This is a genomic window from Streptomyces sp. Edi4 (assembly GCF_040253615.1).
GTDB lineage: Bacteria > Actinomycetota > Actinomycetes > Streptomycetales > Streptomycetaceae > Streptomyces.
On record NZ_JBEJGY010000004.1, the window covers coordinates 2,275,060 to 2,289,031 of the forward strand.

Genomic DNA, 13,972 nt, shown 5'->3' on the forward strand with positions numbered 1-13,972 from the left:
CCCGCCCCGGACGCGGTCGGGGCCCGGCCGCCGACGCACCGCTCCCACATCGCGGACGGGCGGTCTCACCGAACGCCCCCTCCCGTACGCTCCGGGCCCATGGAGATCACCTCGCAGAAGTCCGCCGTAGTGACGGGTGCCGGGTCCGGCATCGGCCGTTCCGTGGCGCTCGCGCTGGCCGGCGCGGGCTGGTCGGTGACGCTGGCCGGGCGCCGCGCCGAGCCCCTGGAGGAGACCGCCGCGCTGGCGGGCCCCGGGGCCCGGACCCTGTGCGCCCCCACGGACGTGACCTCGCCCGACGAGGTGGGCGCGCTGTTCGCGGCGGCGCTCGCGGCACACGGGCGGGTGGACCTGCTGTTCAACAACGCGGGTACGTTCGGGCCTGGCGGGGTGCCGGTCGAGGAGCTGTCGTACGAGGCGTGGCGCTCGGTCGTCGACGTGAATCTGACCGGCGCGTTCCTGTGCGCGCAGGCCGCGTTCCGCGCGATGAAGGAACAGGCGCCGCAGGGCGGCCGGATCATCAACAACGGCTCGATCTCGGCGCACGCGCCCCGGCCGAACTCGGTGGCGTACACGGCGACCAAGCACGCGATGACGGGGCTGACCAAGTCGCTGTCCCTGGACGGGCGCCCGTACCGGATCGCGGTGGGACAGATCGACATCGGCAACGCGGCGACGGAGATGACGGAGCGCATGCGCACCGGAATCCCGCAGGCCAACGGGGAGTTGGCGGTGGAGCCGGTCATGGACACGGCGGACGTGGCACGCACGGTGCTGCACATGGCGGAGCTGCCCCTGGAGGCGAACGTGCAGTTCGCGACGGTGCTGGCGACGACGATGCCGTACATCGGGCGGGGCTGAGGGGCGGCGGCCCCGGAGTGCACGGCCGGAATAGGCGACCCCGCGCGGGGGTTGGGCCGGACATGACGAATGCCGAGCCGGCCCCCCAGGTCCTCCACTACACCGCTTTCTCCGGCGACCCGGCCGGAGGCAACCCGGCCGGGGTCGTCCTGGACGCCTCCGGGCTCGACGACTCCGCGATGCTGGCCATCGCGGCCGGTCTCGGCTACAGCGAGTCGGCCTTCTTGACGGCGCCGCCGCAGGGGCTCGGCGAGCCGGGCCGCGCGTTCACGCTGCGGTTCTTCAGCCCGAAGGCCGAGGTGCCGTTCTGCGGGCACGCCACCGTGGCGACGGCGGTCGCGCTGGGCGAGCGGATCGGCCCCGGGGAGCTGACGTTCGCGACCCCGGCCGGCACGGTACCGGTGGCCGTCACCGAGGACTCGGCGAGCGGCGCCCTGCGCGCCACCCTGACCAGCGTCGAACCCCACTCCGAGCCCGTCAAGGACAGGGATCTGGCCGAGGCGCTGGCCGCCCTCGACTGGCCGGCCGACGACCTCGACCCCGCGATCACGCCGGGGATCGCCTTCGCCGGCGCTCGCCACCTCGTCCTGGGCGCGGCCACCCGGGAACGCCTGGCCGCGCTGTCCTACGACTTCGACCGGCTCACGGCGCTGATGCACCGCCTGGACCTCACCACCGTCCAACTGGTCTGGCGCGCCTCGAAGACGGTGTTCCACGTCCGCGACCCGTTCCCGGTCGGCGGGGTCGTGGAGGACCCGGCCACGGGGGCCGCGGCGGCCGCGTTCGGGGCGTACGCGCGTGAACTTGGCCTGGTCGCGCCGGACTCGGTGCTGACCCTGCACCAGGGCGAGGACCTGGGACGCCCCGGCGAACTGACGGTGACGCTGCGCGCGGGTGACCCGAGGGTCCGGGTGAGCGGGGTGGGCACGCGCATCGAGGCGTAGGAGGCGGACACCGTCCGGTCGGGGCGCACCCGGCCCCAACCGGGCGCATGCACACGGGCGTTGGGGCTAGGCCTGCCCGGTTTCGAACCGGCTGACCTTGCCGCCGTCGACGGTGAAACGCCAGGCGGTGCGCATCTCACCCCAGGTGTCGTTGCGGTAGCTGGCGACCAGGCCGAGCCCGTCGTTCGTCTGCTTCTCGATGTCCATGTGGCCGCCCGAGGAGAAGATCTCGCGCTCGGACCAGTCCGCGACGTCGCGGTCCGTGCCGTCGTCGGACATGGTGGCGCCGGGCGCGAGAGCGGCGTGGAAGGCGCTCTGGTCACCGGAGTTGAGCGCGCCGACAAAGGCGCGGACGGCGGGATTGGTCAGCCTGTCGAGGGCGATGGACACGGTTTCTCCCGGTCGGTGGAGTCTGGAACTCATGCGGAACTGCACCTCCCAGGACACCCCAGGTGCGGACATCGCGCCACCGATGCGCCGCCGGATGCGACGCTGGGCCCATGAACACCTCCCCCTGGCCGACCATCGCCGCGCTGCACGCCTGGCTGACCGAACAGAGCCCCGTACCGCCCGAGCAGCAGCGGCTCCTGCGAGTGCTGAAGCTGTCGGAGGAGGTCGGCGAGGCCGCCGAAGCCGTCATCGGGGCGACGGGCCAGAACCCCCGCAAGGGCCACTCGCACACGTGGCAGGACGTGGAGTCCGAGCTGTGCGACGTCATCATCACCGCGATGGTCGCCCTGACCACCCTGACCCCGGACCCGGCCGGCACCTTCGAATCCCACCTGGCCGGCGTGGCACGGCGCTCTCTCGGCAACGACCGTGCCACATCCGGCGGTTGACCTTCCGGCCGCGCCCTCAGCCGAGCTGGCCGAGCATGCCGGTGACGGAGTTGAGCGCAGTGTGCAGCGAGGGGGCGACCGCGGTGTCGGCGAGGTAGAAGCCGAACCCGGCGCAGATGAGCGCGTGGGAGAGCTTGGTGCCGCCTTTGCGGAGGAGGAAGAAGGCACCCGCTGCGAGCGCCAGCATCACGGGAAAGTGCAGGGAAGGCACGGCGTTTCACCTCGTGTCCCCGAGTCGACGAGAACAGCACCCCGCCACCTGGACGGGGTACGAGCTTGCGATCGGTACCGCAGATCACGCTACGACCGGGAAGCGCGTTCCGCCACACGGAGGATGAGCAGGCGCTCACGTGGGGTGACGCGTGCAGGTGGGACCGCCCTCCGAGCGCCATCACCGCGGTGAAGCCGACGGCCACCACGACCAGCGCGAGCCGGCCCCTGCCGCGGGGCGAGCGCTCGAAGCGGGTGAGGGAGTGGGGGCCATTACGGGCCGCCTCTTCCTGGCGAGCCGGCCCAGGTAGCGGCAGACGAGTCGGGCTGTACGCCGGGTTCTGTACCCCGGGACCTCGCGGTCGTCGGGGCGACGGCCATCCATCTAGGGCCGGCGTTGCCGCCGGCCTCGTGCGGTCTACCCGCGGACTCGGGCAGGCTGCCCTCGGTCGTCCGCGCAGGAGCACCAAAGCGCTCCCTCTTGACCTTGCTCCGGGTGGGGTTTACCTAGCCGCCTGAGTCACCTCAGGCGCTGGTGGTCTCTTACACCACCGTTTCACCCTTACCGAGGACCGAGGTCCCCGGCGGTCTGTTTTCTGTGGCACTGTCCCGCGGGTCACCCCGGGTGGCCGTTAGCCACCACCCTGCCTTGTGGAGCCCGGACGTTCCTCGGGAAGATCGCAAGATCTCCACGCGGCCGCCCGCCCGGCTCGTCTGCCGTGCCGACCATGCTACCCGGCGTACGGCACCCCGCGGCCCCCGGCCGCCGCCCACCGCCCCCCGGCCGCCGCCCACCGCGCCCGGGCGGCCCGCGCCGCGTCTCCGCTTGACCCTGCCGCTACGTCAACGTTTCTAATGAGGCCATGCGGATCTCGGAGCTCGCCGCGCTGGTAGGGGTGACCACGCGGGCCGTCAGGCACTATCACCACCTCGGGCTGCTGCCGGAGCCCGCCCGGCTCGCCAACGGTTACCGGCACTACGCGGTGCGCGACGCCGTCGCGCTCGCCCGTATCCGGCGCCTGACCGAGCTGGGGCTCGGCCTCGACGAGGTGCGGGACGTGATCGCGGACGACGCGGGGTACGAACTGGCCGATGTACTGGCCGAGTTGGACGCCGACCTCGCGCGTCAGGAGGCGCGGATCAGGGCTCGCAGACAGCGGCTGGCCACGCTGCTCGCCCGGGCCGAGGACGGACGTCTGTCGCCCGGTGACGAGCTCTCGCCCGAACTGGCCGACTTCTTCGCCGCGTTGGGCGATCACCCCGCCGACTCCCCCATGGCCGCCAAGGACCGCGAACTGCTCGCCCTCATGGAGACGGCCGCCACGCCCGAGGAGCGGGAGCGCCTGACGGCCGCCGTACGGTCCGCGGCCCAGGTGCCCGGCGCCGCCGAGCGGGCGCGCCAGGTGTACGCGCTCCTCGACGACCTGGTGGACGCCGACCCCTCCGACCCCCGGGTCGGCACGGCGGCGCGGGCGCTGGCCGACTGTCTTCCGGTCGAGCTGGGAGCGCCGGACACAGACTCCCCCGGCCCGGCCACGGACTCCCCGGGCTCGGCCGACCAGGGCTTCCTCAAGACCTTCCTCGCCGACTTCGCGCCCGCCCAGGCCGAGGCGGTACGGCAGGCGATGGCGAGGATCGCGCGACGGGCGGGGACGACGGGCGCCCCGCACATCACGGCAGACACCATGCCGGACACGACGGCGGACACCATCACGGACGGGGACACGGGATGACACGGGAGCCGGGGGCGCTGCGGCGGCTCGCCGCGCACGAGGGCAAGGTGCTCGGCAGCTTCGGGATGTGGATCGGGCGGCGACGCCACCAAGTGGGCCCGGAAGACCGGGCGTTCGGGTACGCGGGCCCGCAGGCGGCGACGGTGTACGGGCTCGCCTTCGTCTGCGTCGTCGAGACGGTCGGGGTGTCGTTCCTGGTACGACAGTGGCCCGTCGTGCACGCGGTGCTCTTCGTGCTGGACCTCTATACGGTCGTCCTGGTGCTCGGCACGCAGTCCGCCGCCGTGACCCGGCCGCACGTGCTGACCCCGGACGCCCTGCGGGTGCGGGCGGGCGCCCGGGTCGATCTGGTCATCCCGCTCGACCGCATAGCCGGCGTCCGCGACGAGCTGAGGTTCCAGGGCGCGGGCGGCAAGGCCCCGGACGACGTCCTGGAGCTGCCCGTCGGCTCCCAGACCTCCCTCACCGTGGAGCTGGCCGGGCCCGTCACCCACGTATCGCTCCTGGGAAAGCGGCGCGAGGTGTCGGTCGTACGCTTCCACGCGGACCGGGCCGGGGAGCTGGCGAACGCGGTGCGGGCGGCGGTCGCTCCGTGAGCGGGCGGGCGCGAGCCCGCGCACAGGCCCCGCCGCTCACGCCGGCGCGAACAGCACCTTCGCCGACCCGGGGTCGGCCTGGGTCAGCCGGACGCGCAGGCGCTCGCCGAGCGGGAGGGGACCGCCGCCCTCGACGCGGGCCACGACCGCCGGGTCCTTCACGTGCACGGTGGCGACGGTGGGCCGCTCCTCGCGCACGTCGATGACGGTCGCGTCGAAGACCTCGCCGACGCGGTCCTTGAGCAGCGCCGCCTCGACGATGTCGACGCTCTCGCGCTCCACCGTGTTGGCGCGGCCGGTGCCCCGGGCCATCTCCTTGGGCAGCTCGTCGAGCGCGGCCATCACCCACCCGGGCGGTTCCCGGCCGGCCACGGCGGCGAGGCACAGTTCGCCGGCGTACCGGTCGACGAGGCGGCGCAGCGGGGCGGTGCAGTGCGTGTACGGCGCGGCCACCGCGGCGTGCACGGCGTGCTCGGGCGTCGTGCCGCCGGTGAACACGGTGTACCCGGCGCCCCGCAGCAGCGACGTGCACTCCTGGAGGAAGGCCGCGTGGTGCGGCTCGCGAGGGTCCAGGGAGCGGATGAGCGCCGCGTACGGGACGTGGTGGGGCCACTCGATGCCCAGCGCCCGCGCCGAACGCCGCAGCCGGGCGACCGCGCCGTCCGGGGCGCTGGGCAGGGTACGCAGGATCCCGGTGCCGTATGCCAGCATGAGCCGGGCGCCCTCGATCCCGGTGAGCAGGGAGATCTGGGCGTTCCAGCCGTCCGCGGGCAGCGGGGCGCGGTAGGTGAGGCCGTAGCGGTCGCCGTGCTCGACGATCTCCTGCTCGGGGACGTTGAGCGAGATGCCGCCACGGGCGAGTTCCCGCTGTTCGCGCAGGGAGCCGATGTCGCGCAGCAGGGCGAGGGATTCGGGTGCGGTACCGGTGTCGATCTCCCGCTGTACGCCCTCGTAGTCGAGTTTGGCGCGGCTGCGGACGAGGGCGCGGCGTACGTCGGTGGCGGTGGCGGCGCCGTCCGCGTCGAGGTCGATCCGCCACAGCAGCGCGGGCCGGTCCTGGCCCGGCAGCAGGCTTGCGGCGCCCTCGGACAGGACGGTGGGGTGCAGCGGGGTCTTGCCGTCCGGGAAGTAGAGAGTGGTCACCCGGCGGTGCGCCTCGGCGTCCAAGGCGCCACCCGGCGCGACGAAGGCGGCGACGTCGGCGATGGCGTAGTACACCCTGAAACCCCCGCCGGGCCGCCGCTCCAGGCACATGGCCTGGTCGAGGTCGGTGGAGGCGGGCGGGTCGATGGTGAAGAGCTCGACGCCGGTCGCGTCGTACGAGGGCAGCCGCGGCGAGGAGGCGACCCGCTCCGCCTCGGCGAGCACGTCCCCGCCGAACGCGCCGGGAACATCGAGCCCCACCCGCAACGCCGCGAACGCGGCACGCAACGGAGCCTGGGCGGCGCCGCGGAGGTGAAGGTGTCGACGTGGCATGCGTTCGAGCGTAGGCCAGAACGGCCACGTCGGCGTGCGGGGCGGGAGCCGCGTGTGATGCCGGCCGCGCCAAAATCCAGCCCCTCATGGGGTCCCCCTGGCCCTTGAGGCCTTGGGGGAGCTCGAGGAGCCAGGGACCGGGGCGGGAGCACCGTGACGTGCCGGCCGCGCCTCACCGCGCGCGGAACCAAAAATCAGCCCCTCATGGGGTCCCCCTGGCCCTTGAGGCCTTGGGGGAGCTCGAGGAGCCAGGGACCGGGGCGGGAGCACCGTGACGTGCCGGCCGCGCCTCACGGCCGGGGCAACCTCAGGCCTGGTCAAGCCCAGCGCAGCGCCCCCGTACGCTGGCCGCAGGGGCCGCACCCCCTCCCCCGACGTACGAAGGAGAACGACCGTGTTGGTGCTGTTGCCGCCCTCCGAAGGCAAGGCCGCTTCGGGTCGCGGCGCGCCGCTCAAGCCGGAGACGCTGTCCCTGCCGGGCCTCGCACCCGCCCGCGCCGCCGTCCTGGACGAGCTCGTCGAGCTGTGCGCCGCCGACGAGGACAAGGCACGCGAGGTCCTGGGCCTGAGCGAGGGCCTGCGGGGCGAGATCGCCAAGAACGTCGAGCTGCGTACGGCGGGAACCCGCCCGGCGGGCGAGATCTACACCGGCGTCCTGTACGACGCCCTCGGCCTCGCCTCCCTGGACGCCGCCGCCAAGCGCCGCGCCGCGCAGTCGCTGCTGGTGTTCTCGGGACTGTGGGGCGCGGTGCGCACCGGCGACCGGATTCCCTCGTACCGCTGCTCAATGGGTGTGAAGCTGCCGGGCCTTGGCGCGCTCGGGGCGTACTGGCGGACCGTGATGGACCCGGTGATGACGGAGGCCGCCGGCACCGGCCTCGTCCTGGACCTGCGTTCCTCCGCGTACGCCGCCGCGTGGAAGCCGAAGGGCGCCGTGGCGGAGCGCACGGCCACCGTCCGGGTGCTGCACGCGCAGGTCGTCGACGGGGTCGAGAAGCGCTCGGTCGTGAGCCACTTCAACAAGGCGACGAAGGGCCGGATCGTACGCGACCTGCTCACCACCGGGGCCCGGCCCGCCGACCCGGCGGAGCTCGTGGAGACCCTGCGCGGCATGGGCCACGTCGTGGAGGCCGAAGCGCCGGCCAAGCCGGGCCGCGCCTGGTCCCTGGACGTGGTGGTGACCCAGATCCACTGACGGTCGGTGCGCACGGGCACGGAGCCGACCCGGCGTGGCACACCTCCGCCGGGCGTTGCACCATACGCAACGCTCATTGCAGATGACGTAGCCCCCCGGCAATATGACCCGCATGACGCCCTCCGCAGCGCCCTCCCCTGCCCCCGGCCCCGGCCCCACCCCCGCCTCCGTCCTGGACCTCGCCCCCGTCATACCGGTCGTGGTCGTCGACGACGCCGACGACGCCGTGCCGCTGGCCCGCGCGCTGGTGGCGGGCGGGCTCCGGGCGATCGAGGTGACGCTGCGCACGCCGGCCGCGCTCGACGCGATCCGGGCCGTGGCGCGACGGGTGCCGGAGGCGGTGGTGGGCGCGGGTACGGTCATCACGCCCGCCGGGGTCGCCGACGCGGTCGGGGCGGGCGCCCGGTTCCTGGTGAGCCCGGGATGGACGCCGGGGCTGCTGGCCGCGATGAAGGAGTCGGGCGTTCCGTTCCTGCCCGGGGTCTCGACGGCGTCGGAGGTGGTGGCGCTGCTGGAACAGGACGTGACGGAGATGAAGTTCTTCCCGGCCGAGGCTGCGGGCGGGGCCGCCTACCTCGCGTCCCTCGCGTCGCCGCTTCCCCGGGCCCGCTTCTGCCCCACGGGGGGCATCACGCGCGCCTCGGCCCCGACGTACCTGGCCCTGCCGAACGTGGGGTGTGTGGGGGGTACGTGGATGCTCCCCGCGGAAGCCCTGGCCGACAAGGACTGGCCCCGCATCGAGACCCTGGCCCACGAGGCATCAACCCTGGCCCGCCTCTGACCCCCTGGGGGCGGACAGGCCCACGCCGGCCGCCACGAACCCCGCCAGGGGCGCGGGGAACTGCGCGACCGGCCACGCACCGGCCCGCACCCGAAAGCGAAACAGGGTTGCAAGGGGCGCGGGGAACTGCGCGAAACGGGACCCGGGCGCACCCGAAGGACCCGGACCGCTACCGCAGGTGCCCCGTATCGTTCAGCCCCCGCACCGACGCGTTCCCGTCCCCGTAATACGCCACCTCCGACACCGACGCAGCCGAAAGCTCCATCCGGAACAGGGACTCCGGCGGCGCCCCCAGAGCCAGCCTGACCAGGGTCTTGATCGGGGTCACATGCGTGACCACGAGCACCGTGCGCCGGGGGTACGCGGCGATCAGCCGGTCCCGGGCCGCGGCGACCCGCCGCGCCACCGCCGCGAAGCTCTCCCCGCCTCCCGTCGGCGCCGCCTTGGCCGAGCCGAGCCACGCGTCGAGGTCGTCGGCGTACCGCTCGCGCACCTCGGCGAAGGTCAGCCCCTCCCACGCCCCGAAGTCCGTTTCCCGCAGGCCCGGTTCGACGTGGACGTCGAGTCCGAGACGGTCGGCGACCGCCGCCGCCGTCTCACGGCACCGCCGCAACGGCGAGGAGACGATGGCCTCGATGGTGCCGCGCTCGGCGAACGCCGCCGCGGCCCGCTCGGCCTGACCCCGCCCGACGGCCGACAGCTCGGGGTCGGTTCCGCCACTGCCGGAGAACCGCTTCATGGGCGTGAGCGCCGTCTCGCCGTGCCGCAGCAGGACGAAGGTCGCGGGCGCCCCCAGATCGGCGGAGGCCCCCCACCCGACGCCGGGCGAAGCCTCAACAGGCTTGTCCGGCACGGCAGTTGCACCCCCAATGCTCCCCGCGCTCCGGGCACCCACAGCGCTCCCGGCACCCACGGCACCGGCGGCACTCGCGGACACCGGCACGGAAGCCGAACCGCCGGACAACCCCGCCCCCGTCGCCCCCGCCCCCATCGCCCCCGCGAGCGCCGCCCGCGCCCTGGCCGCGCCCGCCGCGTGATCCCCGACCACCCGGGCCGCACCCGCGTCGGCGGCGGAAGCGAGCGCCGAGGACGCCGAGGACGCCGAGGACTCCATGGACGCAGTGGACGCCGAGGGCTCCCAGCGCCGTCCCTGCCGGCCCGCGTCCATCGCCTCGTTGGCGAGCCGGTCCGCGTGCTTGTTGCGCTCGCGCGGGATCCACTCGTACGACACCTGCCCGGACGGCAGGATCCGCGCGGCCTCCGCGGCCAGCGGCTTCATGTCGGGGTGCTTGATCCTCCAGCGGCCCGACATCTGCTCGACGACGAGCTTGGAGTCCATGCGGACCCGCACCATCGCCGCCGGGTCGAGCTCGCGCGCGGCGCGCAGGCCGGCGATGAGCCCCTTGTACTCGGCTACGTTGTTCGTGGCGACCCCGATGAACTCGGCGGCCTCGGCCAGCGTCTCGCCCGTCACCGGGTCGAGCACGACCGCGCCGTAGCCGGCGGGTCCCGGGTTGCCCCGGGAGCCGCCGTCGGCCTCGACGACGAACTGCCGTCCCGTGGCGGGCGAAGACGGCACTTACAGACCCGATTCCGAGGTGCGCACCAGGATGCGGCGGCAGTTCTCGCAGCGCAGGACCGCGTCGGGAGCGGCGGCCTTGACCTCGTTGACCTCGGTGATGTTGAGCTCCAGGCGGCAGCCCTCGCAGCGGCGCTGGTAGAGGCGGGCCGCGCCGACCCCGCCCTGCTGGCCGCGCAGCTTGTCGTAGAGCTTGAGGAGGTCGCCCGGCACGGAGCCGGCGACGATCTCGCGCTCCTTGGTGACCGAGGCGATCTCCGCGTCGAGCTCGGCCAGCGCGCTGTCGCGGCGCGTGGTGGCGTCGTCGGTCCTGGCCTGGACGGAGGAGACGCGCTCGGTCAGCTCGGCGGCCCGCTCCTGGGCGGCCTCGCGGCGCTCCATCACTTCGAGGACGACGTCTTCGAGGTCGCCCTGGCGCTTGGCGAGCGAGACGATCTCCCGCTGAAGGCTCTCCAGGTCCTTGGGCGAGGAGACCGCGCCGGAGTCCAGGCGCTGCTGGTCACGGGTGGCGCGCTGACGCACCTGGTCCACGTCCTGCTCGGCCTTGGTCTGCTCGCGGGCGGTGTCGCTCTCCTCGGTCTGTGAGGCGACCAGGAGGTCGCGCAGCTGGGTGAGGTCCTTGGTGAGCGAGTCGATCTCGGCGTGCTCGGGCAGCGAGGTGCGCTTGTGCGCGAGCTGCGACAGGCGCAGGTCCAGCGCCTGTACGTCGAGAAGGCGGATCTGGTCGGCGGGCGCGGCGTTCAGTTGGGGGCTCCATCAATAGAAGGGGAGGTGTGGTGGGCCGACCAGGGGTCGGTGACCGTCTTCGAGACGTGGACCCTCAGGTCCCAGCCGTGGCGGTCGGAGATCTCGTCGAGCTGCGCCGCGGCCTGCTCGCACCAGGGCCACTCGGTGGCCCAGTGCGCGGCGTCGATCAGCCCGAGCGGAGAGTGCGGAGAGTGCTGGGTGGCTTCGGAGACCGGGTGGTGGCGCAGGTCGGCGGTGAGGAAGGCGTCCGCTCCCGAGGCGCGTACGGCGTCGAAGAGGCTGTCGCCCGAGCCGCCGCTGACGGCGACGGTCCGCACCGGGGCGCCGGGGTCGCCCGCGACGCGGATGCCCTGCGCGGTGGCGGGCAGCCGGGCGGCGGCGCGGGCGGCGAACTCGCCGAGCGTCATGGGGGGCTCCACCGCGCAGATCCGGCCGAGGCCCCTGCGGCCCGCCGGGTCGCTGGAATCCGGCACCAAGGGGCCGGTGACGCGTACGTCGAGGGCGCCCGCCAGGGCGTCGCTCACACCCGGGTCCGCGGTGTCGGCGTTGGTGTGCGCGACGTGCAGGGCGATGTCGTGCTTGATCAGCGTGTGCACGACCCGGCCCTTGAAGTGGCCCGCGGCGACCGTGGTGGTGCCGCGCAGATAGAGCGGGTGGTGGGTGACGACCAGGTCGGCGCCGAGCTTGACGGCTTCGTCCACGATGTCCTGGACGGGGTCGACGGCGAACAGGACCCGGCGCACCTCGGCGTCGGGGTCGCCGCAGACGGTGCCGACGGCGTCCCACCCCTCGGCCCGCTCGGGCGGCCAGAGGGCGTCGAGCGCTGCGATGACTTCAGACAGACGGGGCACGCAGACAGGTTACCCGCGCCGCGCACCCCTCCGGCCGGCCGCCGGTACGTACTTCTTCACGCCGCTTCCTCACGCCGCTGCGTCACACCCGCTTCGTCGCACCCGCTTCGTCACACCCGCTTCGTCACCCCCTTGTCCCGCCCGCCTCGCCACGCCTGGTTCTTGGGGCACGGGATGCCGGCGTCGACGAGGATGAGGTCGGGCTTGAGTGCGGCGATCGCCTCCAGGCTGAGGCCGTTGATCGTGCCGACGCTTCGGGGGGCGCCCGCGTCCTTCTTCACATGGCTGGGGGCGCCCTCGTCGCCTTGATCTCGGCGGCGCCCATCGAGTGCCACACACGGTGCGCGGGAACCGGCCGGGCGCCGCGTCCGTGCCCATGGCCGCCGTCCTGTCCGCGGCGGCCGCGAGGCAGAGCCCGGCGGCCACGGTGAGGGCCGGGGCTCTCACGTAAACCGTTCCTGCACATCCGCCCCGCTCCCCACGGGCGAACCGCGCGAGGGCCACCCATTGGTGTGAAGCCGCAGGGCTCACGTTGTCGGGCCGAAGGTGCGAAAACTAGCTTCGGTGGCCGGAGGTGACCCATCTGATGACGGCTTTGGCCATCGAGTCCGCAGCCGAGGACGGCGCGGTCGCAGGTACGGGATTCGCGATCACGGCGAACGGTTCGTACGCCGCGCGGCTGGTGCGCGACGAGGGCGGGAGCGCGGCCTGGTTCCCCGAGCGCTGGACGCTCGACGGCCCCGAGCCGTACGCGGTGCCGCTCCCCGGCAACCAGCCGGAGGAACCGGACACGGGGGTCCTGCCCCTGGCGGACGGCCGGGTGCTCATCCAGCGCCGGATCGCCGGCCGGCACGCCTTCGCCCTGCTCTATCCCACCGGACCCGCCACGGGCGAGCTGCCGCTCGGCACGGTGGACGCCGGGGCGGACGAGCTCACCCTGCTCCCGCCGTCCCCGGACGGCACCTGTGCCTACGCCGTCGCGGCCGGACAGGACAGCACGGCGCTGTGGCGGGTGGCGGGCGGCGCGTTCGGCCCCGAGCTGGTGACCCGGATCAAGGGGCGATGCTCGGGCGGGGTCTGGCTGGACCGCACCGGACGGCTGCTCGCCCTCGACCGGGAGCTCGACGGCCGCACGAAGGCGGTCACCGTCGACCTGGAGCGCGGCGGCGAGGTCACCGAGCTCCTTGAGATCACCGAGGACAGCGACGACCGGCTGCTGCTCGCGGACGCCGACAGCGGGCTGCTCCTGATCCGTTCGAACGCGCCGGGCCACGAACGGCTCGGCTGGGGCGTGCTCGGCTCCGCGCTGCCGGTGCGCTTCCCCGAGTGCCTGCGTCTTGCGGACGCGGCCGTCACACCGTTCGCCATACAGCCGGGCCAGGTCCTGATGCCGGAGTCCTGCGCGGTGGCCCTGCGCATTGACGCGGCGGCCGGCACCTGGCTCGGCGTCTGGCGCCCGTCCGGCCGCCGCTTGCACCAACTGGCCGCGCCGCAGGGGTGGTTGGCGGGTGCGGGACTGTGGACGGCGCAGGGGGTGCTGCGGCTTCCGTACGCCACGCGGGCGAACCCGTGCGCGGTGCACGAGCTGGCCGCGCCGGCCGACCCCGCGCCGGCCCCGCCCGCGCCGCCGCCTTTGGCCCACACCAAGCCCGTACCCCTCGGTCAGGCGCCCCTGACCGGCCGTCGGCCCCCGTCAGGAGATCGTTAGAATCGGCGCCCTGTACGAGCGATACGTGTGAAGACGACTACGGGGTGACCACAGCTCATGTCCAACCAGACCGACATCCGTCCGCAGGAGACGGGGAACGACCACGCGGGCCGGCACCGGGGGGGTGCGGCGTCCACCGAGGATTCGGTGACGCCGCCCCACGGACGCCACCGGCGCGAGGAAAACGCGCCCAGCACCGCCTGACCCACCGCGGAGCCCGGGCCGCCGCCGGCCCCGCCGGGCCCACGCCCACCCCGGGCTCCGCCCCAGACCCGGTCCGTCCTGAACGCCCTCGCCCTCAATCGCCGGACGGGCTGAGGATGCCGACGCGGGCCAGCGCCCGACCCCGCCAGGGGCGCGGGGAACTGCGCGAGAAGCGACCACGGCCCGCACCCGAGCTCCCTGGGGCTCCGCCCCAGACCCCGTATCGCGCCTGAAGGGCGCTCGTCCTC

At 74.0% G+C, this 13,972-nt stretch carries 16 protein-coding genes and 1 other RNA gene; 9 read left to right on the forward strand and 8 right to left on the reverse strand.

Features of this window, described 5'->3' with window-relative positions:
- Nucleotides 1-99 precede the first annotated feature (99 nt).
- Together ABR738_RS12285 and ABR738_RS12290 are read left to right on the forward strand one after the other, a co-directional pair.
- On the forward strand, nt 100-861 hold the full coding sequence (locus ABR738_RS12285; protein ID WP_350230008.1) for an SDR family oxidoreductase: 762 nt from the start codon (nt 100-102) through the stop codon (nt 859-861).
- Nucleotides 862-923: 62 nt separating this feature from the next.
- On the forward strand, nt 924-1,805 hold the full coding sequence (locus ABR738_RS12290) for a PhzF family phenazine biosynthesis protein (protein WP_350230009.1): 882 nt from the start codon (nt 924-926) through the stop codon (nt 1,803-1,805).
- Nucleotides 1,806-1,871: 66 nt separating this feature from the next.
- On the opposite strand, the gene ABR738_RS12295 is transcribed toward ABR738_RS12290, so the two are convergent.
- Nucleotides 1,872-2,228, reverse strand: coding sequence for a nuclear transport factor 2 family protein (locus tag ABR738_RS12295; RefSeq protein WP_350230010.1), 357 nt, complete (start codon nt 2,226-2,228; stop codon nt 1,872-1,874).
- Nucleotides 2,229-2,305: 77 nt separating this feature from the next.
- Here ABR738_RS12295 and ABR738_RS12300 point away from each other — a divergent pair, with 77 nt between their 5' ends.
- A complete protein-coding gene (locus ABR738_RS12300) occupies nt 2,306-2,644 on the forward strand; it encodes a MazG-like family protein (protein ID WP_350230011.1) in 339 nt (112 codons plus the stop codon).
- A gap of 16 nt (nt 2,645-2,660) precedes the next feature.
- On the opposite strand, the gene ABR738_RS12305 is transcribed toward ABR738_RS12300, so the two are convergent.
- Nucleotides 2,661-2,855, reverse strand: coding sequence for a hypothetical protein (locus tag ABR738_RS12305; protein WP_159030374.1), 195 nt, complete (start codon nt 2,853-2,855; stop codon nt 2,661-2,663).
- Between the two features lie 313 nt (nt 2,856-3,168).
- Nucleotides 3,169-3,567: RNase P RNA component class A (rnpB, locus tag ABR738_RS12310), an RNA gene on the reverse strand.
- A 150-nt stretch (nt 3,568-3,717) separates the two neighbouring features.
- Here rnpB and ABR738_RS12315 point away from each other — a divergent pair.
- Nucleotides 3,718-4,587 carry a MerR family transcriptional regulator gene (locus ABR738_RS12315; RefSeq protein WP_350230012.1) on the forward strand — a complete coding sequence of 290 codons (870 nt, stop codon included), beginning with the start codon at nt 3,718-3,720 and terminating at the stop codon, nt 4,585-4,587.
- Nucleotides 4,584-5,183 carry a hypothetical protein gene (locus tag ABR738_RS12320; RefSeq protein ID WP_350230013.1) on the forward strand — a complete coding sequence of 200 codons (600 nt, stop codon included), beginning with the start codon at nt 4,584-4,586 and terminating at the stop codon, nt 5,181-5,183. Before ABR738_RS12315 ends, ABR738_RS12320 begins: the two co-directional genes overlap by 4 nt.
- A gap of 36 nt (nt 5,184-5,219) precedes the next feature.
- On the opposite strand, the gene ABR738_RS12325 is transcribed toward ABR738_RS12320, so the two are convergent.
- A complete protein-coding gene (locus tag ABR738_RS12325) occupies nt 5,220-6,659 on the reverse strand; it encodes an RNB domain-containing ribonuclease (RefSeq protein ID WP_350230014.1) in 1,440 nt (479 codons plus the stop codon).
- 394 nt (nt 6,660-7,053) lie between these two features.
- Between ABR738_RS12325 and yaaA the strand changes: the two genes are divergently transcribed.
- Together yaaA and eda are read left to right on the forward strand one after the other, a co-directional pair.
- A complete protein-coding gene (yaaA, locus tag ABR738_RS12330) occupies nt 7,054-7,854 on the forward strand; it encodes a peroxide stress protein YaaA (protein ID WP_350230015.1) in 801 nt (266 codons plus the stop codon).
- A 112-nt stretch (nt 7,855-7,966) separates the two neighbouring features.
- Nucleotides 7,967-8,635, forward strand: coding sequence for a bifunctional 4-hydroxy-2-oxoglutarate aldolase/2-dehydro-3-deoxy-phosphogluconate aldolase (gene eda, locus ABR738_RS12335; RefSeq protein ID WP_350230016.1), 669 nt, complete (start codon nt 7,967-7,969; stop codon nt 8,633-8,635).
- 169 nt (nt 8,636-8,804) lie between these two features.
- On the opposite strand, the gene ABR738_RS12340 is transcribed toward eda, so the two are convergent.
- The 4 genes from ABR738_RS12340 to ABR738_RS12355 form a co-directional block, all read right to left on the reverse strand.
- Entirely contained in the window at nt 8,805-10,214 is a 1,410-nt protein-coding gene (locus ABR738_RS12340; protein ID WP_350230017.1) for a bifunctional RNase H/acid phosphatase, read from the reverse strand.
- The gene (locus tag ABR738_RS12345) at nt 10,215-10,958 is read right to left on the reverse strand and encodes a zinc ribbon domain-containing protein (protein ID WP_350234540.1); all 744 of its coding nucleotides are present in this window, start codon (nt 10,956-10,958) and stop codon (nt 10,215-10,217) included.
- Nucleotides 10,955-11,812 (reverse strand): Nif3-like dinuclear metal center hexameric protein, encoded by an 858-nt coding sequence (locus ABR738_RS12350; protein ID WP_350230018.1) that lies wholly within the window; start codon nt 11,810-11,812, stop codon nt 10,955-10,957. The genes ABR738_RS12345 and ABR738_RS12350 overlap by 4 nt, the downstream gene beginning before the upstream one ends.
- A gap of 110 nt (nt 11,813-11,922) precedes the next feature.
- Nucleotides 11,923-12,147, reverse strand: a complete 225-nt coding sequence (locus tag ABR738_RS12355) for a hypothetical protein (RefSeq protein ID WP_502964074.1) — start codon at nt 12,145-12,147, stop codon at nt 11,923-11,925.
- A gap of 251 nt (nt 12,148-12,398) precedes the next feature.
- Here ABR738_RS12355 and ABR738_RS12360 point away from each other — a divergent pair, with 251 nt between their 5' ends.
- Together ABR738_RS12360 and ABR738_RS12365 are read left to right on the forward strand one after the other, a co-directional pair.
- Nucleotides 12,399-13,520, forward strand: a complete 1,122-nt coding sequence (locus ABR738_RS12360; RefSeq protein ID WP_350230019.1) for a hypothetical protein — start codon at nt 12,399-12,401, stop codon at nt 13,518-13,520.
- A gap of 57 nt (nt 13,521-13,577) precedes the next feature.
- Nucleotides 13,578-13,724: a hypothetical protein gene (locus ABR738_RS12365; RefSeq protein WP_350230020.1), complete on the forward strand. Its 147-nt coding sequence runs from the start codon at nt 13,578-13,580 to the stop codon at nt 13,722-13,724.
- Nucleotides 13,725-13,972: the final 248 nt, after the last annotated feature.